The organism is Kitasatospora sp. NPDC008050, from assembly GCF_042957465.1.
In the GTDB taxonomy this organism is placed as follows: Bacteria; Actinomycetota; Actinomycetes; order Streptomycetales; family Streptomycetaceae; genus Kitasatospora.
This window is the reverse complement of the sequence record NZ_JBIBIJ010000015.1, coordinates 60111-81722: the sequence shown is the minus strand read 5'-3', so window position 1 is coordinate 81722 and position 21612 is coordinate 60111. Positions and strand designations below refer to the sequence as shown.

Here is a 21612-nt window from a genome sequence, read left to right as displayed (position 1 = left end):
CGGGTCGGCTCCGGCGGAGAGTTGCCGATAAGCACGACGCCCGGGAAGCCGACCCGCTTGACTGGCACGGTGGTCTGCCCGCTCGGCCGAGCGCGCCCCTCGCACGCTGCCCGCGCGCACCGCCCGCCTCGCGCCCCGCGGCCGGGCCGCACTCCCGCCGCGCGAAGTCACTGCGGAAATCGGACCGAAAACCCGTGTAAGAGCTGCGCGGCTCCGCGCTCTCTCCAGGTGTACCGGGCCCACCGCGGGCCCGGACGCGACCGAGAGGATCAGCGACATGGACAGCCGGCCGAGCGTGGTGGAGTTGGAACTGGAGCTCAACCTGGTGCTCTCCCCCGAGCGCAGCGTCCCCGTCCCGGCCCGGCTGTCGTACGGCAGCCACGACCCGTACGCGGTGCACATCACCTTCCACCTGGACACCGGCACCCCGGTGACCTGGGTGTTCTCCCGCGAGCTGCTGGTGGAGGGCACCTTCCGTCCGTGCGGTCAGGGCGACGTGCGGATCTGGCCCACGCGGCCGCACCCCTCGGCCGCGGCTCCGCACAGCGGGCGGCAGAGCGTGCTCTGCCTCGCGCTCACCTCACCGGGCGGGGACGCGCTGCTGGAGGCGCCGCTGCCGGCCGTGGCCGCCTGGCTGGAGCGAGCGCACCGGCTGGTGCCGCCGGGCGGTGAGCTGAACGTGCTGGACCTGGACAGCTCGCTCGCCGAGCTGCTGGCCTGAGCGCGTGCCGACGGTGCCGCGGGTACGGCACCGACCGACCGGGGACCTCAGCGCGCCGCGGGGGCGCGCTGACCGGCCGCACCGGCCGCACCGGTCCCGGCCGCCTCGGCGCCCGCCTCCGCGCCGCCCACCCGCTGCCGTGGCACCAGCCCGGGCCCCAGCGGCGGCAGCAGCGGCTGGCCGGCCGCCCGGCGCCGCGAGCGCACCCGCACCGCGGCGACCACCAGGAAGCAGAGCCCGATCAGGGGGTACATCCCCGCCGGGACCTGCTTGAACAGGTTCATCTGCAGGTTGGTGATGCCCTTGTGCGGCACCAGCCACATCGAGAAGGAACAGAACCCGACCACCGTCAGCCGGTAGATCAGCCGCCAGCGCCGGCGGCGGACCGCCTGCGGCCTGGAGCGCTCGTGATCGGCCTCGGCGGCCAGCAGGATCACGATCGGCACGCACCAGATCCAGTGGTGGGTCCAGCTGATCGGCGAGATCAGCAGCGCGGTGACGGCGGCGCAGCACACGCCCCACGCCTCGCCCCGCGGCAGCCAGCGGGCGCTGCGGTAGGTCCAGGTGGCGACGGCCAGGCCCGCCACCGCGATCAGCCCGGCGGCCAGGGTGGCGGCGATGCCGGGGTCGGCCAGGTGCAGGAGGCGGGCGGTGACGCCGCGCAGCGACTGGTTGTCGACGATGTAGACCACGCCGACCCGGGACGAGTCGTACAGGTACTTGGTCCAGAAGCCCCAGGTGGCGCCGGGCAGCACGGCCGCCCCGATCGCGAACGAGACCAGGAAGGCCGCGCCGGCCGTGAAGGCGGCCCGGACCCGTCCGGTGAGCAGCAGGTAGACCGCGAAGAGCCCGGGGGTGAGCTTCATGCCGGCCGCGATGCCGATGCCGATGCCCTTCCACTTCCGGTGGTCGGGCGTGGTCACGTCCCAGAGCACCAGGCAGAGCAGGATCAGGTTGATCTGGCCGTAGCGCAGCGTGGTGAAGACCGGCTCCAGCCAGACGCCGAGCCCGGCCACCAGCACCACGCCGACCGGCCGCAGCTCCCGGCGCGGCCAGCCCACCAGCCGGAACGAGAGCAGCGCGGCCAGCCCGAGCAGCCCGATGTTGCCCGCCGTGACCGCCACCCGCAGGAGCGGGACCGGCAGCCAGGTGGTCGGCACGAAGAGCATCGCCGCGAACGGCGGATAGGTGGCGGGCAGGTTCCACTTGGTGACCCGCAGCGCGTAGAGGTCGTGGCCGTTCGCCACGGCGGCGCCCTCGGCCCGGTAGACCATCATGTCGACCATCGAGGTGCCGATGAAGTGCCGGACGACGGCGTAGGCGAGGAGCGAGCCCAGGGCGATCAGGGCGGCCCTGCGCATCTGCGGCCGCGGTGCTTCGCGTACCGCGCGTATCGGGCTGTCCACCCAGCGGCGCCAGGCCGGGGCATCCAAGGGGACGGGGCCGGGGGCGACCCGTGCGGTCCCCTGGTCCTGCTGCACCGCTGTCACTGCCCGCTCCATCCCGCCGGTCGGTCGACCAGCCATCGACCATACCGGACGACAACCACCCGACCGCTGGTTCGTTCGGGCCGCTCGGGGCCGCCAAGATCGTCCCGCGGGCCGGGCAGGCGATCGGTCCGCGGGCCCCGTCCGGCGGAAACCCGGACGGGCTCACGGCGACCGCGCGGGCCCCGCCCACTGTCTCAGGCCCCGCGCCCCGCCGTCCCCCGTCCCACCCGCCGGGCCCGTCCCAGCCGGCGCGTGAGGGTCGCCGGGTCGGGCCCCTGCGCGCCCAGCCGCAGCTGGATCTCGGCGCCGCCCAGGGCGGCCGAGCGGCCCAGCGCCAGGTGGCCGCCGCTGGCCTCGGCGAGCTTGCGGACGATGTCCAGGCCGAGCCCCGTGGAGCCCTCGCCACCGTGGCCCTCGCCGCGCCGCAGCGCGGTACACGGATCGTCGAACCCCGCTCCGGCGTCGCCGACCAGCACGATCACGCTGTGCTCGGCGGCCGTCACGTCCACCGCGAAGGCGGTACCGACGGCGGTGTGCCGGAAGACGTTGCCGAGCAGCGCGTCGACCGCGGCGGCCAGGTCGCCACGCGCCACCGGCACCGGCGCGGGCGTCTCGGCGCCGCGCAGCTGCCAGGGCCGGCCCTCGTCCTCGGCCAGCGCGGACCAGAAGCCGACGCGTTCGCGGATCACCTCGCCCGCGTCGCAGCCCACCGCGACCGCTGCGGGCTCGCCGGGGGCGCGGCGGGCGGAGCGGATGATCTGGTCCACCTCACGCTCCAGTTGGGCGACCGCGTGCCGGGTGGCGTCGGCGGCGTCCCCCTCGCCGAGCGAGGCGGCGTTCAGCCGCAGCACGGTCAGCGGGGTGCGCAGCCGGTGCGAGAGGTCGGCGGCCAGCTCGCGCTCGGCGGCCAGCAGTTGGACCACCCGGTCGGCCATCGCGTTGAACGCGGCCGACGCCTCGCGCAGTTCGGCGGGGCTGCCCTCGGCCTGCGGTCCGGTCACCGGGAGCCGCACGGCGAGGTCGCCGGTGCCGAGCGCGCGGGCCGCACCGGCCAGCCGGCGGGCCGCGCCGACCAGCCGGGCGCCCATCCGGTCGGCCACCAGCACGGCGAGCGCGACCAGGCCCAGCGCGACCAGCGACAGCACCAGCCAGGCAGTGGGGACCCCGCGGGTCAGCTCGGCGTCGGCGACGTAGACCTCCACCACGGCGACCCGTGCCGGGTCCACGGCGACCGGCTGGAGGCGGGCGTAGCCGCCGGGCACCGCGACGGTGAGCACCCGGCCGCCGGCCGCGGCGGCGATCTCGGCGGCCCCGGCCCGCCCGGTGCCGATGGTCCGGGTGTCGACGCCGCGGTCCGCCCCGGCGTCGGGCGCCGGCAGATGGACGGCGATCCGGCCGCGCGCGCCGGCATCGGTGCTGGCCACCGCGCGGGACAGTGCCGCCTGGTCGGTGGTGATCGCCAACGCCGGGCCCAGTGCGGCGGCCTGGCGGTCGGCGGCGGTGAACGCGCGCTCCCTGGCGGTCTTCTGGACCATCAGGCCGAGCGGGATCAGGAAGGCCAGCGCGACCATCGTCGTGCCGGCCACGGCGGCCTTGACCAGCACCCAGCGCAGTGACTGGCCGGTCGGCGCGGGCTGCTCGCAGGCCGTGCCCCCGTCCGGCGTCCCCGCGCCGCCCGCCGGTGTGCCGCCCCGCAGTCTCACGGCAGTCGCTCCGCGCCCGCCGGGGCCGGCGCCGGGGCCTCCAGCCGCACCCCGACACCGCGCACGGTGTGCAGGTAGCGCGGCGTGGAGGCGGTCTCGCCGAGCTTGCGGCGCAGCCAGGACAGGTGCACGTCGATGGTCTGGTCGCCGCCGTAGGTCTGCCGCCAGACCTCGGCCAGGATCTCGCGGCGCGGCACCACCACACCGGGCCGGGCCGCGAGGAAGGCCAGCAGGTCGAACTCACGGCGGGTCAGGTCCAGTGCCCGGCCGTCCAGCACCGCCTCGCGCCGCTGCACGTCCACCGCCAGGCCGCCGACCCGCAGCACCGACGAGACCGGGGCCATGCCGCCGCCGAGCCGACGCAGTACGGCCGTCATCCGGGCCGTCAGATGCTCGCCGGAGAAGGGCTTCACCAGGTAGTCGTCGGCACCGTCGTTGAGCAGCCGGACGATCTCCGCCTCGTCGTCGCGGGCCGTGGAGACGATCACGGGCACGTTGCTCAGCCCGCGGATCATCTTGAGCGCCTCGCTGCCGTCCAGGTCGGGCAGGCCGAGGTCGAGGATGACCAGGTCGCAGCCGACCTGGGCGACCTCGCGCAGCGCTTCCAGCGCGGTGCCGACACTGCGCACCGCGTGTCCGCACTCGGACAGGTGCCGGATCAGGGCCGAGCGGACGAACGGGTCGTCCTCGACCACCAGGACTGTTGCCATGGCCCTGCACGCTACGGCATCGTGCCCGGCACCGGGGCCCGCACCCAAGGGCACCCACCGGTACCGGCCCGCGGATGCGGCAGGATGGCGGGCGATGCGAAGCGGACTGGTTCAGACGGGCGCCTGGGCGGTGGCCACCACGGCGGGGGTGGTGCTGTCCTGGCTGGGCGTCAACGCCGTCCTGTCCGACTCCGCCTTCGAGCCGCCGAGTGCCCTGCCGCTGCCGGTGGCCACCCAGGCGTCCGGGGCCGGCCAGGCCTCCGCGCGCCCCGCCGCGCCGGTGCCGACCACGCCGCCGGCGGACACGAGCCGGCCGCCCGCCGGGCCGCCCGCCACCCGGCCGCACACCACGCCCGCCCCTGCCCCGCGCCCCTGGGTCAGCCCGCCCGGGAGCGCGCCCACCCCGATGACCGCGCCCATGACCGCACCGGCCCCCGCGCCGAACAGCACGGGCGCCAGGAGCAGCACCGGGATCACCGGCGCCACCGGCAGCAGCACCGCCAGGAACGCGACCGCACCCGACGGCACCTCCGACTCACCGGACGACGGCGCGGACGGCGGCTCCGACGGCGACGCGGACGACCCCCTGACCGCCGCGCTGGGCGCGGCAGCGGCGGGGGCCGGGGCTGGGGCAGGAAGCACGGGTGGCACGGGTGGCACGGGTGGCATCGGAGGCACCGTGGGCGCCACCACCGGCTCGGTGCACAGCTACCTGGTGCCGGGCGGCCGGGTGGCGCTGGACCTCGCGCCGGACAGCGCCGAGCTGGTCTCCGCCATCCCCGACCCGGGCTGGCAGATGCAGCTGTGGAACGGCGACGAGTGGCTGCGCATCGACTTCTCCCGCGACGGCGCCGCCAACTCGGTCTTCGTCACCTGGAACGGCCATGCCCCGGACGTGCAGACCGTGGTCCGCTGACCGGCCGCACCGCCGCCCCCGCACCTCCCCGACCGACCGACACCTCCCTGACCGGCCGCGCGCCCGCGCGCCCACCCGTCCCGGCGAACGCCGCGCACCCCGGGTCGGACGGGACCCGGGGTGCGCACGAGGACCTGCGGTCAGCGGCTCAGAGGTTGCCGCGCTTGTCCTGCTCGCGCTCGATCGCCTCGAAGAGCGCCTTGAAGTTGCCCTTCCCGAAGCCCATCGAGCCGTGCCGCTCGATCATCTCGAAGAAGACGGTCGGCCGGTCCTGCACCGGCTTGGTGAAGATCTGCAGCAGGTAGCCGTCCTCGTCGCGGTCGGCCAGGATCTTCAGCTCGCGCAGCTCGTCGATCGGCACCCGGGTGTCGCCGACCCACTCGCCGAGCGTGTCGTAGTAGCTGTCCGGGGTGTCCAGGAACTCCACGCCGGCCGCCCGCATCTGGCGCACCGTGGTGACGATGTCGTTGGTGGCCAGCGCGATGTGCTGCATGCCGGGGCCGCCGTAGAACTCCAGGTACTCGTCGATCTGCGACTTCTTCTTGGCGATGGCCGGCTCGTTGAGCGGGAACTTCACCTTGCGGGTGCCGTCCGCGACCACCTTGGACATCAGCGCGGAGTACTCGGTGGCGATGTCGTCGCCGACGAACTCCTTCATGTTGGTGAAGCCCATGACGTTGTTGTAGAACGCGACCCACTCGTTCATCTTGCCGAGCTCGACGTTGCCCACGCAGTGGTCGATCGCCTGGAAGTTGCGCTTCTTGAGCGGCTCGACGATCGGCCCGCGGGCCACGAAGCCGGGCAGGTAGGGGCCGGAGTAGCGGGAGCGGTCGACCAGGGTGTGCCGGGTCTGGCCGTAGGTGGCGATCGCCGCCAGCACCACGGTGCCGTGCTCGTCGGTCAGCTCGTGCGGCTCGACCAGGCCGGTGGCGCCGTGCCCGGTGGCGTAGGCGAACGCGGCGTGCACGTCCGGCACCTCGATCGCCAGGTCGATCGCGCCGTCGCCGTGCTCGGCGACGTGCTGCTCCAGGAACTTGCCGCGCTCGGTGGTGGCCTTGATCACGGAGGTGAGGACGAACCGGGCGCTGCCGGACTCCAGCACGTAGCTGGCGGTCTCCCGGCTGCCGGTCTCCGGGCCGCGGTAGGCCACGCAGCGCATCCCGAAGGCGGTGGAGTAGTAGTGCGCGGCCTGCTTGGCGTTGCCGACGGCGAACTCGACCGCGTCCATCCCCCGGACCGGGAAGGGGTCGGCCTCTCCCGCGTGCGCGGGGACGGACTGAGCGGCGGTATCGGTCATGACGGCCTCCCTGTAGGGCGTTGGACCTCGACGCGCCCCGAGGGTGTGGGGCGGGGGTGACCCCGGGTTCGGCGTGGGGGTGCCTCTCCCCGGGGGTGTGCAGGGAGCGTGGCGCTGATCACAGCATTAAGCAACTGTTCCATTTTGCTCTGGTCAAGCTGTGCCGTTCGGCGGGACAATTCGTGCGACGGCTGTACAGGTTGCCCAGCGAAAGGGCCATCGTGCTGAACTCTCCCATCGACGCCCTGGACGGCCGGCTGATCGCCCTGCTGGCCGAGGAGCCCCGGATCGGCGTGCTGGAGTGCTCGCGCCGCCTGCAGGTGGCGCGCGGCACGGTGCAGGCGCGCCTCGACCGGCTGCAGGCGCGCGGCGTGATCGGCGGCTTCGGCCCCGAGGTGGAGCCCGCCGCGCTGGGGTACCCGGTGACGGCCTTCGCCACCCTGGAGATCTCCCAGGGCCAGGGCGCGGACGCCCGGGCCCACCTGGCCGCCGTCCCCGAGGTGCTCGAACTGCACACCATCACCGGGCAGGGCGACATGCTCTGCCGGATCGTGGCGCGCTCCAACGCCGACCTGCAGCGGGTGATCGACCGGGTGGTCGGCTTCGACAGCATCGTCCGCGCCTCGACCGCCATCGCGCTGGAGAACCCGGTGCCCTACCGGGTGCTGCCGCTGGTCGCCCAGGCCGCGGCGGAGGGTGCCCAGCAGGCCACCGAGTCCGGCTGACCGGCCCCGGGCGTCGGCAGAGCGGCCCCGGGTGTCAGCAACTGGGCAGCGGCCCGCCGCTGTTCAGCGCGTTGAGCGCGTTCAGCGAGTCGGTCAGGGTGTTCACCGGCACCAGCCGCAGCCCGGCCGGCGGGTTCACCTTGGCGTCCGAGCACTCGCCGCGCGGCACCAGGAAGACGGTCGCGCCGTCGCGTGCCGCCGCGTGGGTCTTCAGCGCCACCCCGCCGACCGCGCCGACGGTGCCGTCGTTGGCGATGGTGCCGGTGCCGGCGATGTTGTGCCCGCCGGTCAGGTCGCCGCCCTTGCCGTTGCCGGCCAGCTTGTCGATGATCGCCAGGCTCAGCATCTGCCCGCCGCTGGGGCCGCCGATGTCGCCCAGGTTGACGGTGACCTTGACCTGGTCCGGCGACAGGTGCAGATAGCCGAGCGCGGCCATGGTCGCGCTGTCCTGGGACTGGGTCATCTGCTGGGTGGCCGCGCTCGGGTTGCCGGGCGGGTAGACGGCCTGCCGCGGCACCACCGCGACGTTCGGGTCGAGCCAGCCGGACACCGCCTGCCCCAGGGTGAGCGAGTCGGCCGGCCCGGTCGCGCTGATCGTGACGACCCGCAGCGATCCGCTGGTCTGCCGCACCGGCGCGCCTGCGATGGTGAGCACCTGCTGGCCCTGGTAGCTGTTCAGCGCGTCGGCGGTGGCGCCCGGCATCTCCTTGGTGAACGGCAGCGGGGCCAGGAAGGAGAGCGCGAGGAACGCGGCCAGCACGACGGCGCAGAGCAGCACGGCCCGCAGCCGGGTGGTCAGTCGGCCGGACGGTTTCGGGTCAGCGGAGAGCGCAGGCACGTAGGGCATCCAAACACACCGGTGCCCCTCTTTTCCCCGTCGGCCCGTCGAACACACGGCAGCCGGACCCCGCCGGGCCGCTCAGCGCAGCGCGTCGGCCACCTCGGTGGCGGCCTCCACCACCCGCGGGCCGACCCGCTCGGGCACCAGGCCGTTGAGCATCACCACACCGACGCTGCCCTCGATGCCGCTCAGCCCGACCAGCGCGGCCGCCGCACCGCTGGCGCCGGACTGCTCCTCCGCCCGGGTGATCACGAAGCCCTGCTCGGGTCGGCGCTGCCCGGGGAACTTGCGGGCCTCCAGGATCGCCCGGCCCGCCGCGCTCTCGTCCAGCGGGTGGCGCAGGCCGGTGCGGTAGGCCACGTGGAAGTCGGTCCAGCTGGGCTCCACCACGGCCACGGCGAGCGCCTCGGTGCCGTCCACCAGGGTCAGGTGGGCGGTGGCGCCGAGGTCCTCGGCCAGGCTGCGCAGCGCCGGCAGCGCGGCCTCGCGCAGCAGCGGGTGCACCCGGTGGGCCAGTCTCAGCACCCCCAGGCCCACCCGGGCCCGGCCGCCGATGTCGCGTCTGACCAGGCCGTGCTGTTCCAGGGTGGCCAGGAGTCGGTAGACCACGGTGCGGTTGACGGCGAGTCGGGCGGCCAGCTCGGTCACGGTCAGGCCGCGTTCGGAGTCGGCCAGCAGTTTGAGGACCCGTACGCCGCGGTCGAGGGTCTGGGAGGTCTCTGCGGTCACGACACGCATTCCTTTCCGCGGTGGTCGGCAGCCTCGGCGGAGAGCCGGGCCGGGACGGTGGTGTCGCGCGCAGGGGTGGTGGACGCGGTCCGGGCCGGCTGCGTCGTCGTCGGCACACGCGGCCCTGAGCGCTCCGGCCGGCGGTCGTGCCTGCGTGAGAGCGTGGGGGAAAGGTAATAACTGATTCGCCGCTGCGGAAGTGGTTGTCCAAAATTCGGTCATGATCGATATTTTCGATTCGGACCTATCGGGGCAATGCCACCAATTTCACCGGAGTGCGGAGATGGTTCGGGTGCTGCGGGTTCGGACTTCGGACACCCTCACCTCCACAGCATCTCCCCAGTGGGCTCCCAGCAAATCGTTAGCGGGAGCACTTCGGAGCGAACCGTCAGTTCGCCCACTTCCTGACCATCGCGATCCGGGCCTTGAGCTGATTGGCGGTGGCCTGCGCGGTGAGCGGCCCGCCGCACTGGCGGCGCAGCTCGTTGTGAATCGTCCCGTGCGGCTGGTTGGTGCGGTGGTGCCAGGCGGCCACCAGCCCGTTCAGCTCCTTGCGCAGGTCGCGCAGCTCCTGGTGGGTCACCACCGGCCGCTGCTCGGCCGGGAGTTCCAGCAGGTCGGCCTCCTCGGCGGGCTTGCTCCGGGAGCGCTGGATCTGCCGGCTCTGGCGCTTCTGCAGCAGCAGGTGCACCTGGTCGGGTTCCAGCAGGCCGGGAATGCCGAGGTACTCCTCTTCCTCCTCGCTGCCCGGGTGTGCCTGCATGCCGAATTCCATGGCGTTGTAGAGCACCCGGTCGAAGACCGCGTCGGAGCCGATCGCCTCGTAGGAGAGCTCCTCACCGCCCGCGCCGTCCGGCCCGTCGTTGGCCCGCTCGGCCTCGGCCAGCAGCCGGTCCTCCTCGTCGAAGAGGCCCTCGCCCTCCTTCTTCGGCCGGTCGATGACGTGGTCGCGCTGCAGCTCCATCTCGTTGGCGAAGCCGAGCAGCATCGGTACCGAGGGCAGGAAGACCGAGGCGGTCTCGCCGCGCTTGCGGGCACGCACGAAGCGGCCGACCGCCTGGGCGAAGAAGAGCGGGGTGGAGATCGAGGTGGCGTAGACGCCGACCGCCAGCCGCGGCACGTCGACGCCCTCGGAGACCATCCGGACCGCGACCATCCAGCGGTCGTCGCCCGCCGAGAAGTCGGAGATCCGCTGGGAGGCCTCGCTCTCGTCGGAGAGCACCAGGGTGGCCTTGGCCCCGGTGATCTCGCGGATCATCTTGGCGTAGGCGCGGGCCGCGTTCTGGTCGGTGGCGATCACCAGGCCGCCCGCGTCCGGGATCGCCTTGCGCACCTCGGTCAGCCGCTTGTCGGCGGCCCGCAGCACATTGGGGATCCACTCGCCCTGCGGGGCCAGCGCGGTGCGCCAGGCCTGGGCGATCAGGTCCTTGGTCATCGGCTCGCCGAGCCGGGCCTCCAGCTCGTCGCCGGACTTGGTGCGCCAGCGCATGTTGCCGCTGTAGGAGAGGAAGATCACCGGACGCACGACGTGGTCGGCCAGCGCGTGCCCGTAGCCGTAGGTGAAGTCGGCCACCGACTTGCGCAGTCCGTCGGTGTCCGCCTCGTACTGGACGAACGGGATCGGGTTGGTGTCCGAGCGGAACGGCGTCCCGGTCAGCGCCAGCCGGCGGGTGGCCGGCTCGAAGGCCTCGAAGCAGGCCTCGCCCCAGGACTTGGAGTCGCCGGCGTGATGGATCTCGTCCATGATCACCAGCGTCTTGCGCGCCTCGGTGCGGTTGCGGTGCAGCATCGGGTTGACGCCCACGCCCGCGTAGGTGACCACGATGCCGTGGTAGTCCTTCGAGAGCGGGCCCGAGGAGTAGGCCGGGTCCAGCCGGATGCCTATCCGCGCGGCCGCCTCGGCCCACTGCTTCTTCAGGTGCTCGGTCGGCGCGACCACCGTCACCTGCTGCACCAGGTGGTTGTGCAGCAGGTAGGAGGCCAGGGTCAGGGCGAAGGTGGTCTTACCGGCGCCCGGGGTGGCGACCGCCATGAAGTCCCGGGGCTGCTTCTCGATGTACGCGTCCAGCGCCCCCTGCTGCCAGGCTCGCAGCTTGCCCGCGGTACCCCAGGGGGCCCTCCCGGGGAAGGCCGGCGAGAGGTGGTGCTGACCGGCCGCTGCGGCCGGACGGGCCTGCGACGGCGCGGGCGGCTGCGCGTCGGAGAACAGGGGCGACATGGCGGACGAGGCGGCAGTACTCACGGTCTCCGAGGGGGATCGTCGCAGGTCAGGGCGGTGGAGCGGCCCAGGTGTGCGGTGGATGGGCGATCGGACAACCCGCCTAGCCTACCGGGCCGCACCGCGAACGAGGGCTCGACACCGACGGACGCCACGTGACCGGGATCACCTCGCGAACCCGGGTAATGAACCGGCTCCCCCGCACTCTCTCCTGTCGTACGCGCACCAGCCGACCCGAGGAGCCCCCCATGCGCAGCGACGCCGTCGAGCAGTCCGTCCAGGCCGCCCTGATCCTGTCCAGCCACTGCTCCACCCGGCTGCGGGTGACCCTGAGCTACCGGGCCGCGGACCCGCTGGCGGTGCGCATGGTGTTCCCCGGGGAGTACTCGCTGGACGAGCCATCGGCGCCGTCCGCGGCGGACGAGGTGGTCTGGGTCTTCGCCCGGCAGCTGCTGGCGGACGGGCTCGACCTGCCCACCGGACTGGGCGACGTGCACATCAGGCCCTCGCGCGGTCCGCACACGATGATCGAGCTGCGGGCGCCCGAGGGGGTCGCCCTGCTCCGCTTCGAGGCGGGGGACCTGCGGGGCTTCCTGGCGGACAGCTACCGGTGCGTGCCCGCCCGCGAGGAGGGCCGCCACCTGGACGCCGACCGCGCGCTCGCCGAGTTGCTCGGCTGACCCCGCCGCGAGCCCCCTGCCCTGTCACGAGCCCCGTCGAGTCCCGCCGGGCCGACCGGCTCAGCCCGACAGCCGGCGCATCAGCCGCATCCCCTGGCCCGGCGTCAGGTGCGGCAGATAGGCCTTGCCGATCGCCCGGGTGATGTTGGGCAGCGCCGCCGGGTCGGGGTAGAGCATGTACATCGGCCGGTACTCGGGCTGGAACTTCGCCTTGAACGCCAGCAGCGAGCGGAACCCGTAGACCGGCTCCAGGCTCTTGCCCATCCAGTCGAGCATCCGCTGCAGCGCGGTCTGCGGCACCCCGCGGTCCGCCCGGGCCAGCGGTGCCCCGGACAGGCTCAGGAACTCGGCGCCCTCCTCCTTGAAGCCGAGCGCCGCGGAGGCGATCAGGAACTCCATCACGCCGCGGAACCCGTCGGCCCGGCGGCGCATGAAGTCCAGCGTCCAGCCGATCGGCTCGCCGTCCCGGTAGACCGGCATCCAGCTGGTCAGCCCGTGCACCGTGCGGTCCTGGTCGATGGCGATCAGGATCCGCACCGCAGGGTCGGCCAGCTCGTCCAGGCCGCCCAGGGTGAACCCCATCTCGGGCAGGCCCTTGTCGGCCACCCACTCCTCCGAGATCGAGCGGACCTGGTCGCGCACGGCCAGCGGCGCGTGCTGCCAGCTCCACCACTCGGCGGTGATGCCCTCCTTGCGGGCCTTGTTCAGCGAGGTCCTGATGTCCTGCCACTTCTTCCCGGTGAAGGCCAGGTCCGCCAGCGGCACCACGGTGTCCTCGGCGACCTGCAGCGAGCGCCAGCCGAGCCGCTCGCCCTCGTCCAGGGTCTGCGGGGTGACGCTGTAGAAGCACGGGGTCCAGCCGCGCGCGTCGCAGTAGGCCGCGAACCCCGCCACCGCCCGCCGCCGGGCCGTCGGCTCGCCGAACGGATCACCGGTGGTCAGCGCCACGGTGGAGATCACCCGGTACGGCACGGCGGCCTCGGAGCCCTCGTCGAACCAGTAGTGGTTGCCGTCCCAGGTGGCGATGAAGGAGAGCGTCGAGCCGCCGTGCCGGGTCAGCAGCTCCCGCGCCCGGGCCGCGTCCGCCGCGTCGGCCTGCACGCTGGGGCGGCGGAAGGCCAGCAGCAGCGAGAGCAGGGTGACCACCCAGAACAGCAGCCCGGCATAGATCGTCAGGGCCTGCGAGGTGCCGCCGACGGCCACCGGAGAGGTGAGGATCAGGTCGTTGTAGGCGGGCGGCAGGAACTCCGAGGGCAGGCCCCGCAGCAGCACGGGCAGGGTGGCGTCCGGGTTGTACTGGTCGCGCACCAGCCAGCCGATACCGACGTAGGCGAGGCAGGCGGCCAGCAGGGTGCCGCCGATCACCAGGCCCAGCCGCTTCAGGTCCCGGGCGGGCAGCCGCAGCGAGAAGCGCTTGCGGGTGATCAGCAGCAGGAGCAGCACCAGCACCGGCATCAGCAGTGCCTCGCCGACCAGCTGCCAGACCTCGCTCGGCCCGCCGAGGTCGCCGGCCTGGCCGAGCAGCACCTCCAGCAGCCAGCTGAGCAGCGCGATCCACAGCAGCTGGACGACCGCGATGCACCACCAGGCCAGGCGCAGCCCGCGCCGCAGCCCCTCGGCCAGGACCAGCAGCAGGACCGGGACCAGCGCGGCCATCAGCCGCCCCGGCGAGTCGAAGAAGTGCAGCGCCGACTTCAGGTGCGCGCACTCGTCGGCCGACACCGAGCAGGCGTAGGCGATGTCCTCGGCGCTGGGCGGGCGGGAGAAGTAGAGGTCGCTGAAGGTGTTGAACGGGCCGTAGGCGTCCCGGTAGAGCGAGGCGACCAGCGGCCCGAGCGCGGAGCCGGCCACGCAGAGCGCGACCAGCACCCGGGTCTCGGCGTGCGAGGGCCGGCGCGGCCGCCAGGCCACCCGCTCACGGGCCAGCAGCAGCCCGGCGACCAGCCCGAGGACCGTCGCGACCAGGCGTTGGACGGCCTGCAGGTGGCCGACGTAGAGCATCAGCACCAGCGGCACCAGCACCACCACCAGCTGCAGCCGGCGCCGCCACAGCGCGGTGAGCCGGAAGCTCAGCGCGCCGGCGAGCGCGAACAGTCCGGGCGCCGGGCCGACCGCGATCTGCTCGTTCAGTCCCTGGGTCCAGGTCTCGCCGACCGCGATGCCCAGCCGGACCAGGCCGGTGCCCACCAGCACGCCGACCACCTGGCCGGCGATCAGCACGGCGCCGGCCCGCCGCCGCCCCAGCCGCCGCTCGGCGAGCGGCCCGATGATCAGCAGCGCTGCGGTGGTGAGCAGGTAGGGGACGGTGCCCGAGCACCAGAGCAGCGAGCTGACCGGGGTCCACCAGCGGCCGGCCTCCAGGGTCGGGATGCCCACCCCGACCTGTGACAGCAGGTGCGGCGAGGGGCCCGAGCCCAGGCTGCCGGTGGCAGCGCCGACCACCCAGAGCAGCACGGTCAGCCCCACCGTCAGCGGCGCCTCGCGCAGCGCCCTGACCACCGGCGGCCAGGCCCGCAGCCCACGCCGCCACGCTGCCTCGGGGTGCGGGGTGACGGGCTGCGCGGGGCCCGCCTGCGGGCTGTCGGATCCGGTGGCCGGCGGCTCCGCCGGGCTCATCTGATCAGCCCCAGCTGCTGGGAGAGCCAGGTCAGCTGTCCGCGCAGCCCGGCCCGGAAGGTGTTCCAGTCATGGCCGCCGGGCACCTCGGTGAAGGTCGTCCTCATGCCCGCCGCGACGGCGGCCTGGTGGACCTTCTTCTGCTGCGGGCCGTACTCGTCGTCGCTCTTGCCGACCACGAACGCGCCGGCCGTGTCGGGGAACTTCTGGCGGGCCATCACATGCAGCGGGTCGACCGCGTCGAAGGCCGCCTCGTCGCCGCCGAAGGCCGCCTGCACGGTCTTGTCGTGGCTGCCCAGGGTGGGCTCGTCCTGACCGGAGATGTCCAGGAAGGAGCCGTAGACCTGCGGCGCGTTGACGGCCATCTGGAGCGAGCAGGTGCCGCCGAGCGAGAGCCCGCCGATCGCGAAGGCACCGCGGCCGGTGCCGGTCTGCAGGTGGGCGTGGACCCAGTCGGGCACGTCCTGGGCGAGGTAGGTCTGCGCCTTGGCGATCCTGGAGTCCATGCAGAGCGTGTTGGCCCAGTCGGAGCCGGTCGGGTCGACCACCACCACGATCGGCGCCAGGCCCTGGTGCGCGGCGGCGAAGGAGTCCATGGTGCCGGCCAGGTCGCCGGAGTTGACCCAGTCGGCCGGTCCCCCGGGCTGGCCGGCCATCAGCACCAGCACCGGAAGCAGCGGGCGCGGTTCGGTGGCCTGGTAGGCGGGCGGCAGGTAGACGTAGGCGGCGCGGGGGTCGAAGCCGGACTTGAGGCCGGGTATCGGCGAGGTGGTGATGGTGCCCTTGGCCGGCAGCCCGGCCGGGCGGTGCCAGACCTCGGCCAGCGTGCGGCCCGCGGGCGCGCCCAGGGTGCTGGCGGCCTTGCCCGCGGAGAACGTCGGGGTGTGCTGCAGCCAGGGGGCCAGCAGCACCCGCAGGGTCGGGTACTGGTCGTACTGCCGGTTGATCTCCGAACTGGACATCAGCAGCACCAGCAGCGCCGCACCCAGCGCGGCGAACCGGCCGCGCCAGCGCAGCGCGGGCAGCCGGAAGAGCGCCAGCAGCACACCGAGGATGCCGATCCCGACCCAGAACACCACCTGGCGGGTCAGCCCGTCGGGCCACGGCTGCCACCAGTCGTTCACCACGGCTCGCACCAGCACGGTGGCGGCCGCGGCCAGCAGCACGGCGCACGGGAAGCGCCGGCTCCACCAGTGGGTGCTGCTGGAGACCGCGAGGCCGACCAGTGCGAGCCAGCCGAGGGCCAGCAGCACCACCGGGATCACCCCGGTGGTGATCGGCCAGTCCAGCGGACCCTCCAACGCCAGCGCTGCCGTCACTGTGCCCCCCGATGGCCTGTCAGATGTGCGAATACCACCACGTTGCCGTGGTAGCCCTGTCCCTTGGTGAACCCGCCGCCGCAGGTGATCAGCCGCAGTTGCGCGTCCGGGGCCTGGCCGTAGACCCGGTGGTCCGGGAAGGCCGAGCGATCGTAGACGTCGACGGCGTCGACCACGAACCAGGCGGTGGTGCCGTCCTGGCGGGCCACGTCGATCCGGTCACCACGGTGCAGCGCACCCAGACCGTAGAAGACGGCGGGGCCGGCGGCGGTGTCCACATGGCCGACCAGCAGCGCGGTGCCGCGCTGGCCGGGCGTCACCCCGTCACGGTACCAGCCCGCCAGATTGCGCCGATTGTCCGGCGGGGTGGCCAGGTGGCCCTCCCCGTCCAGGCCCACGCCGGTCACCGGGGCGTCCACGCCGACCGCCGGGATCCTCACCCGCACCGGCGCCGAGGCCCGCATCGGGGTGCCGCTGAGCGCGGCCGGGCGGATCGCGCCGTCCTCCCCCGCCTCGGCGGCGGACGGCGCGGGCGGCAGCGAACCGTGACTGCCGTCGTGCACCAGCCAGGCCCCCAGCACCACGGTCGCCCCCAGCACCACCGCCGCCGACCAGGGACTGCGCTGCCTGCCCACGCCGGCTCCCGTCCGCCGATCGGTGCTCACCGCTGCCCAGCCAAGCCCGAGCCCTGCCCACCCGCATCGGCTGTGCCGCCGGACGAGTGAGCCGGGTCCTGGCGCGGCGAGCGGCCTCGCAGCCTGGGCCGGACCAGGAACCCCTCGGCCAGCCCGTTGGCCAGGGCGATGGTGGGCAGCTCGGAGGGCTTCTCGTAGAGCAGGAAGCGCGGCTCCCAGCTGGGCTGGTACTTGGCGTTGGCCCGGTACAGCGACTCCAGCTGCCACCAGCGCGACAGGAAGCGCAGCACGGCCCGGCACAGCCGCAGCACCGGGCCGGCCCCCAGCTTGCCGCCCTGTTCGAAGATGTAGCGGAACATCGCGAAGTTCAGCGAGACCCGGGTGAGCGGCAGCGTGCCGGCCGCGCCGGACAGCAGCAGTTCGGTGACCAGGAACTCCACCAGGCCGTTCTCCGACTCCCGGTCACGGCGCATCAGGTCGAGCGAGAGGCCGTGCGCGCCCCAGGGCACGAAGCTCAGCAGCGCGCAGGTGCGGTCGTTCTCGTCCCGGCACTCGGCGAGCACGCAGTCACCGTCGGCCGGGTCGCCGAGCCGGCCCAGCGCCATCGAGAAGCCGCGCTCGGTGCGGCCGTGCCGCCAGGCGTCGGCCAGGTGCACCAGCGCGGTCAGCTCGGCCTCGGGGATGTCCCGGTGGCGGCGGATCACCGCGCGGTAGCCGGCCTTGCGGACCCGGTTGTGCGCCTGGCGCAGGGTGCGCATGCTGCGGCCCTCCAGGCTGAAGTCGGTCACCTCGACGATCGCCTCGTCGCCGAACTCCAGGGCCTTGAGGCCGGTCCGCCGGTAGACCGTACCGGCCTGCTCGCCCGCGCCGGTGACGGCGGGCACCCAGGCGTTGGCCCGGGCCAGTTCCCGCCAGCACGCGATGGCCTGCGGCCAGGCCTCCGGGTCGCCGATCGGGTCACCGGAGGCCAGCGCGACACCGTTGACCACCCGGTAGAGCACCGCGGCCTTGCCGGAGGGCGACCAGCAGACCGACTTGTCGCGGCGCAGCGCGAAGTAGCCGAGCGAGTCGCGCGCGCCGTGCCGCTCCAGCAGGGCGCGCAGCCGCTGCTCGTCCTGCGGCTCCAGGTGCAGCCGTCCGCGCGGGGAGCGGAAGAAGACCCGCAGCACCAGCAGGAAGAGCGCGGCGCCGAGCACGTTGACGGTCAGTCCCGCCCAGCGGTTGACGGGCACCTGCGCGGTCACGTCGCCGACGCCGGAGACGGTGAACAGCCGCACCAGCGCGTAGTCGAAGCAGTCGCCCCAGTCGGCCTGCGGGGTGGTGCCGGCGTGCACCAGCACGGCGCCGAGCACGGTGACCAGCAGCCCGCCGACCAGCAGCACGGTCAGGCCGAGCACCAGGTTGCCGCGGGCGCCACGGGCGTGGAAGGCGCGCCGGCCGGCCAGCAGCGCGCCCAGCAGCAGCGCGGTGAGTGCGAACGAGACCCAGTTGAAGGGGTGCGCGCGGTCCTCGGGCAGCACCGCCAGGGCCAGGCCGAAGGGCACGGTGTAGAGCGCCGCCACCGCGGTGGCCACGATCCAGGCGGCCCGCTTGCGCCGGCGCAGCATCACGGCCAGCAGGGCGGCGAAGAGCGCGGCGGTGAACCCGGCGGTGACCAGCACCGGGGTGAAGAACTCGCCGCTGTTGGCCCGCTCCACCCGCTCGCGGAACGGGGCGATCAGCCCGGCCAGCAGGTTGAGCGCGGCGGCGATCCGCGCGTACCACTCGGCGCCCACGGCGCAGCGCCGCCGCCAGCGCGGCAGCGGGGGCGCGGGCACCGGCTCGGGCACGGTCCTCGGGACGGCGGCGGGGCCCGCGGCCCCGGCCGGCGCCACGGACGCCCCGGTGACGGGCGCCCCGGTGGCCGCCGCCACGTCCGGGGCACCGGCCAGCAGGTTGTACGCGCCCACCTTGAACGCCGTCACCCGCCGGTGCACCCGGGCATCGCGCCGCTCGGCGCGGGCCATCCGCTTGGGCCGGCTGCGGTAGCGCCAGCGGGCCCACGGGCTGCCCGGCCGGGCCAGCCGGATCGCCCCGACCACGGCGAGCACCGGCAGCATGACGCCGATCAGCCCGGTCCACAGCTTGCCCTTGAGCAGGCTGACCACCACCAGGAGCAGCAGCGCCGCGGCCGCGATCAGCTGCCCGATCGAGGGCCTGCCGCTGATCCCGCCCAGCGGCAGCTCGCCGACCAGCAGCAGCGCGATCAGCGCGATCGCGAGGATCACCGCGTCCACCGACTTGCGGCCCTGCTCGCTCCAGTAGACGTCCTCCAGGTGCAGCACCAGCGCGAACTCGTCCAGCACCAGGCCGCAGCCCGCGCCGAAGGCGATCGCCAGCCCGTTGCGGGCCAGGCCGTGGGTGCCGTGGTAGGCGAAGCTCGCGACGCCGGCCACCACCATCAGCGCCTGCCCGAAGACCACGTGGTGGATGTGCAGGCCGCCGGGGGTCACGTTGCCGGGCCACCAGGAGGTGCCGCGCCGGATCATCCGGGTGCTGAGGCGGATGAGGAGGAAGGCCGCGATCAGGCCGATGAGCAGCAGGAAGAGCGGCTCCCGTCCGGGTTCGACGATCCGGGAGTGGTACGCGTCCTGCACCGACTCCCACATGACGCCTCGGCTCCTCCCGCCCCGCACCGCACAGCCTGCGTCCAATCTGATGATCTTTACGGCCGCCACGCGACTCGACACGCCGTGCGGCTGCGCCTAACGGGCGTTTGGGCATCGCCATCCCGGTGCGCCGCGGTAGAGCGTGCCATGCTGTGGGACAAATCGCCCATAACGGTCTATCAGCGGACCAATCGCCACCAGTCAGGCACCGCCCCGCCGTTGAGCGCCGCCCCGAGCCCCGACCCGAACTGGAGTGATGATGGACGCCCTGTCCCGCCGCACCCTGCTCACCGCCGGCGCCGCCACCGCGGCGACGGTGGCCGCCGGCTGCGCCCGCCCCGGCACCACCGCCAAGAGCACCGAGGCCGCGCCCGCGCCGAGCGCCTCCTCGGGCGCCTCCCCGAGCTCGCCGAACACCCCCGCCAAGCCGCCGACCACCCTGATCGGCGACGGCTCGACCTCCGACACCGGCCCGCAGCCCGCCCAGCCCCAACCGGTCCCGCTCGAACTGGGCGAGCGGCCACCACAGTTCGTGGTCTTCTCCTGGGACGGCGCGGGCGAGCTGGACGACAGGCTGTTCTCCCGCTTCCGCCGGCTGGCCAAGGACCACGACGCCTCGATGACCTTCTTCCTGAGCGGCATCTACACCCTGCCGGAGTCCAAGAAGGAGCTCTACCACCCGCCGCAGCACCGCATCGGCGCCTCCGACATCGGCTACCTGAGCGACCAGCACATCCACGACACGCTGACCCAGATCAGCGCCGCCTGGCTGGACGGGCACGAGATCGGCACCCACTTCAACGGGCACTTCTGCGGCGCCACCGGCGGCGGCAAGTGGTCGCCCGACGACTGGGACAGCGAGATCGAGCAGGCGATGTCCTTCGTCATGAACTGGAAGACCAACACCGGCTTCAACGACCTGCCCGCACTGCCCTTCGACTACCGCAAGGAGCTGATCGGCGGGCGCGCCCCCTGCCTGGAGGGCCAGCGCGCTCTGCTCCCGACGGCGGCCGCGCGCGGCTGGAAGTACGACACCAGCGGGCCCGGCGGGCTCCAGATCTGGCCGCAGAAGGTGCAGGGCGGCGCGCTGTGGGACATGCCGCTGCAGTCCATCCCGTTCCCCGGGCACACCTTCCAGGTGCTCTCGATGGACTACAACATCATGTTCAACCAGTCCGGCGACAACACCAAGGGCAACCCGGCGATGCAGGCCGCCTGGCAGAAGCAGGCCACGGAGTCCTACCTGGCCGGCTTCGATCGCGCCTACACCACCAACCGCGCGCCGATGTACATCGGCAACCACTTCGAGGGGTGGAACGGCGGCATCTACATGAACGCCGTCGAGGAGGTCCTGCGGACCATCGCGGACAAGCCCGAGGTGCGACTGGTCTCCTTCCGCCAGCTGGTGCAGTGGCTGGAGGTGCAGGATCCGGCGGTGCTGCGCAAGCTGCAGTCGCTGGCGGTCGGCGAGGCCCCGGCCGGCGGCTGGTCGAGCTTCCTGAGCGCCGCCGCGCACTGATCCACCCCGTTTGGCGCTACCCCGGGTGAGCCGCCATCACCCCAGGTAGCCGCCGGTTTTCGGCCCTCCGACCGGCCAGCGCGGGGATGCGCACCACCGCCCGAGCCCGTCCCCTGGATGCCAGGACACGGTTTCGCCTACTCCTCCACGGGGACGCCCCGTGGCCGCGTCCCGGAGAGACACCATGCGCGCTCGTCACTTCGCCGCCACCGGGCTGCTGGCACTGGCCGCCGGCCTCGGCTGCGCCGGCACCGCCGCGGCCGCCAACCCGGTCATCATCGAGCCGGACCCGGTCTCCCCCGGCGGCCAGTTCGCGGTCTTCGACGGGGGCAACTGCGACAGCGCCGGCGGCCAGGCCGTCTTCCGCTCGCACGAGCAGGGCGGCTCCGACGGCCAGGACATCCCCGCGGTCAAGCTCGGCTCGCTGCGCGGGCTGATGGGTGCCATGGCCACCGTGCCCGAGCACGCCAGGCCCGGCGTCTACGACGTGACGATCAAGTGCACCACGGTCTCCAGGAGCCAGGTCACCACCACCCTCACCGTGCACGACAGCAGCGCCAAGCCCGGCCAGTCGGCGCCCGGCTCCTCGGGTGCGGGACCGTCGGCGTCCTGGCCCTCGGCCCCGACCGATCGCCCGGGCCGTGAGGATCAGCCCCCCAGCTCCGGCCACTACGGGCAGGGCGGCGAGACCGGCCCCAAGGGCACCACGCACGCGGGCCTGGGCGGCAGCACCGGGCCCAACACCCCCGAGACGCTGGCCGGGGTGACCCTGCTGGCCACCGCCGGCGCGGCCACCTTCCACCAGTACCGGCGCCGCCGCTCCTCCTGAGCCGCACCGGCCGCCC

General features: G+C 73.7%; 17 protein-coding genes. 6 read left to right on the top strand and 11 right to left on the bottom strand.

The window, feature by feature from the left end:
• Positions 1 to 277: 277 nt before the first annotated feature.
• Positions 278 to 721, top strand: a complete 444-nt coding sequence (locus ACFZB9_RS26090) for an SsgA family sporulation/cell division regulator (protein ID WP_391450987.1) — start codon at positions 278 to 280, stop codon at positions 719 to 721.
• A gap of 47 nt (positions 722 to 768) precedes the next feature.
• Here the strand turns inward: ACFZB9_RS26090 and ACFZB9_RS26085 are convergent, their stop codons facing one another.
• From ACFZB9_RS26085 to ACFZB9_RS26075, 3 genes are all read right to left on the bottom strand, one after another.
• Positions 769 to 2211, bottom strand: coding sequence for a glycosyltransferase 87 family protein (locus ACFZB9_RS26085; protein WP_391450985.1), 1443 nt, complete (start codon positions 2209 to 2211; stop codon positions 769 to 771).
• A gap of 194 nt (positions 2212 to 2405) precedes the next feature.
• On the bottom strand, positions 2406 to 3824 hold the full coding sequence (locus ACFZB9_RS26080) for a histidine kinase dimerization/phospho-acceptor domain-containing protein (protein WP_391451203.1): 1419 nt from the start codon (positions 3822 to 3824) through the stop codon (positions 2406 to 2408).
• Between the two features lie 86 nt (positions 3825 to 3910).
• Complete coding sequence (locus tag ACFZB9_RS26075) at positions 3911 to 4624, bottom strand: response regulator transcription factor (protein ID WP_391450983.1); 714 nt, start codon at positions 4622 to 4624, stop codon at positions 3911 to 3913.
• 94 nt (positions 4625 to 4718) lie between these two features.
• Between ACFZB9_RS26075 and ACFZB9_RS26070 the strand changes: the two genes are divergently transcribed.
• Positions 4719 to 5540 carry a hypothetical protein gene (locus ACFZB9_RS26070; RefSeq protein WP_391450981.1) on the top strand — a complete coding sequence of 274 codons (822 nt, stop codon included), beginning with the start codon at positions 4719 to 4721 and terminating at the stop codon, positions 5538 to 5540.
• A 148-nt stretch (positions 5541 to 5688) separates the two neighbouring features.
• Here ACFZB9_RS26070 and hppD read toward each other — a convergent pair whose 3' ends face one another.
• Positions 5689 to 6837, bottom strand: coding sequence for a 4-hydroxyphenylpyruvate dioxygenase (gene hppD, locus ACFZB9_RS26065; protein ID WP_391450979.1), 1149 nt, complete (start codon positions 6835 to 6837; stop codon positions 5689 to 5691).
• A 221-nt stretch (positions 6838 to 7058) separates the two neighbouring features.
• Here hppD and ACFZB9_RS26060 point away from each other — a divergent pair, with 221 nt between their 5' ends.
• The gene (locus ACFZB9_RS26060) at positions 7059 to 7562 is read left to right on the top strand and encodes an Lrp/AsnC family transcriptional regulator (protein WP_391450977.1); all 504 of its coding nucleotides are present in this window, start codon (positions 7059 to 7061) and stop codon (positions 7560 to 7562) included.
• Positions 7563 to 7596: 34 nt separating this feature from the next.
• Here ACFZB9_RS26060 and ACFZB9_RS26055 read toward each other — a convergent pair whose 3' ends face one another.
• From ACFZB9_RS26055 to ACFZB9_RS26045, 3 genes are all read right to left on the bottom strand, one after another.
• Positions 7597 to 8409, bottom strand: a complete 813-nt coding sequence (locus ACFZB9_RS26055; protein WP_391450975.1) for a S16 family serine protease — start codon at positions 8407 to 8409, stop codon at positions 7597 to 7599.
• A gap of 72 nt (positions 8410 to 8481) precedes the next feature.
• Entirely contained in the window at positions 8482 to 9132 is a 651-nt protein-coding gene (locus ACFZB9_RS26050) for an IclR family transcriptional regulator (RefSeq protein WP_391450973.1), read from the bottom strand.
• Positions 9133 to 9520: 388 nt separating this feature from the next.
• Positions 9521 to 11350 carry a DEAD/DEAH box helicase gene (locus ACFZB9_RS26045; protein ID WP_391451201.1) on the bottom strand — a complete coding sequence of 610 codons (1830 nt, stop codon included), beginning with the start codon at positions 11348 to 11350 and terminating at the stop codon, positions 9521 to 9523.
• Between the two features lie 248 nt (positions 11351 to 11598).
• Here ACFZB9_RS26045 and ACFZB9_RS26040 point away from each other — a divergent pair, with 248 nt between their 5' ends.
• Positions 11599 to 12030, top strand: coding sequence for an SsgA family sporulation/cell division regulator (locus ACFZB9_RS26040; RefSeq protein ID WP_391450971.1), 432 nt, complete (start codon positions 11599 to 11601; stop codon positions 12028 to 12030).
• Between the two features lie 60 nt (positions 12031 to 12090).
• Here the strand turns inward: ACFZB9_RS26040 and ACFZB9_RS26035 are convergent, their stop codons facing one another.
• Genes ACFZB9_RS26035 through ACFZB9_RS26020 form a run of 4 tightly spaced genes read right to left on the bottom strand, consistent with a single transcriptional unit; the run spans position 12091 to position 19248 of the window.
• Positions 12091 to 14646, bottom strand: coding sequence for a bifunctional lysylphosphatidylglycerol flippase/synthetase MprF (locus ACFZB9_RS26035; protein WP_391450969.1), 2556 nt, complete (start codon positions 14644 to 14646; stop codon positions 12091 to 12093).
• Complete coding sequence (locus ACFZB9_RS26030; RefSeq protein ID WP_391450966.1) at positions 14643 to 15965, bottom strand: alpha/beta hydrolase; 1323 nt, start codon at positions 15963 to 15965, stop codon at positions 14643 to 14645. Before ACFZB9_RS26030 ends, ACFZB9_RS26035 begins: the two co-directional genes overlap by 4 nt.
• Positions 15962 to 16600 carry a class F sortase gene (locus tag ACFZB9_RS26025; protein WP_391450964.1) on the bottom strand — a complete coding sequence of 213 codons (639 nt, stop codon included), beginning with the start codon at positions 16598 to 16600 and terminating at the stop codon, positions 15962 to 15964. The genes ACFZB9_RS26030 and ACFZB9_RS26025 overlap by 4 nt, the downstream gene beginning before the upstream one ends.
• Before the next feature lie 26 nt (positions 16601 to 16626).
• Entirely contained in the window at positions 16627 to 19248 is a 2622-nt protein-coding gene (locus ACFZB9_RS26020; RefSeq protein WP_391450962.1) for a phosphatidylglycerol lysyltransferase domain-containing protein, read from the bottom strand.
• Positions 19249 to 19507: 259 nt separating this feature from the next.
• Here ACFZB9_RS26020 and ACFZB9_RS26015 point away from each other — a divergent pair, with 259 nt between their 5' ends.
• Together ACFZB9_RS26015 and ACFZB9_RS26010 are read left to right on the top strand one after the other, a co-directional pair.
• Positions 19508 to 20767, top strand: a complete 1260-nt coding sequence (locus ACFZB9_RS26015; RefSeq protein WP_391450960.1) for a hypothetical protein — start codon at positions 19508 to 19510, stop codon at positions 20765 to 20767.
• A 184-nt stretch (positions 20768 to 20951) separates the two neighbouring features.
• The gene (locus tag ACFZB9_RS26010) at positions 20952 to 21596 is read left to right on the top strand and encodes a hypothetical protein (RefSeq protein ID WP_391450957.1); all 645 of its coding nucleotides are present in this window, start codon (positions 20952 to 20954) and stop codon (positions 21594 to 21596) included.
• Positions 21597 to 21612: the final 16 nt, after the last annotated feature.

What these genes read in the sequence shown, in the direction of transcription:
- ACFZB9_RS26090 (WP_391450987.1), top strand. Translation starts at nt 278, where the DNA reads ATGGACAGCCGGCCGAGCGTGGTGGAGTTGGAACTGGAGCTCAACCTG.
- ACFZB9_RS26075 (WP_391450983.1), bottom strand. Translation starts at nt 4,624, where the DNA reads ATGGCAACAGTCCTGGTGGTCGAGGACGACCCGTTCGTCCGCTCGGCC.
- ACFZB9_RS26070 (WP_391450981.1), top strand. Translation starts at nt 4,719, where the DNA reads ATGCGAAGCGGACTGGTTCAGACGGGCGCCTGGGCGGTGGCCACCACG.
- hppD (WP_391450979.1), bottom strand. Translation starts at nt 6,837, where the DNA reads ATGACCGATACCGCCGCTCAGTCCGTCCCCGCGCACGCGGGAGAGGCC.
- ACFZB9_RS26055 (WP_391450975.1), bottom strand. Translation starts at nt 8,409, where the DNA reads ATGCCCTACGTGCCTGCGCTCTCCGCTGACCCGAAACCGTCCGGCCGA.
- ACFZB9_RS26045 (WP_391451201.1), bottom strand. Translation starts at nt 11,350, where the DNA reads ATGTCGCCCCTGTTCTCCGACGCGCAGCCGCCCGCGCCGTCGCAGGCC.
- ACFZB9_RS26040 (WP_391450971.1), top strand. Translation starts at nt 11,599, where the DNA reads ATGCGCAGCGACGCCGTCGAGCAGTCCGTCCAGGCCGCCCTGATCCTG.
- ACFZB9_RS26035 (WP_391450969.1), bottom strand. Translation starts at nt 14,646, where the DNA reads ATGAGCCCGGCGGAGCCGCCGGCCACCGGATCCGACAGCCCGCAGGCG.
- ACFZB9_RS26020 (WP_391450962.1), bottom strand. Translation starts at nt 19,248, where the DNA reads ATGTGGGAGTCGGTGCAGGACGCGTACCACTCCCGGATCGTCGAACCC.
- ACFZB9_RS26015 (WP_391450960.1), top strand. Translation starts at nt 19,508, where the DNA reads ATGGACGCCCTGTCCCGCCGCACCCTGCTCACCGCCGGCGCCGCCACC.
- ACFZB9_RS26010 (WP_391450957.1), top strand. Translation starts at nt 20,952, where the DNA reads ATGCGCGCTCGTCACTTCGCCGCCACCGGGCTGCTGGCACTGGCCGCC.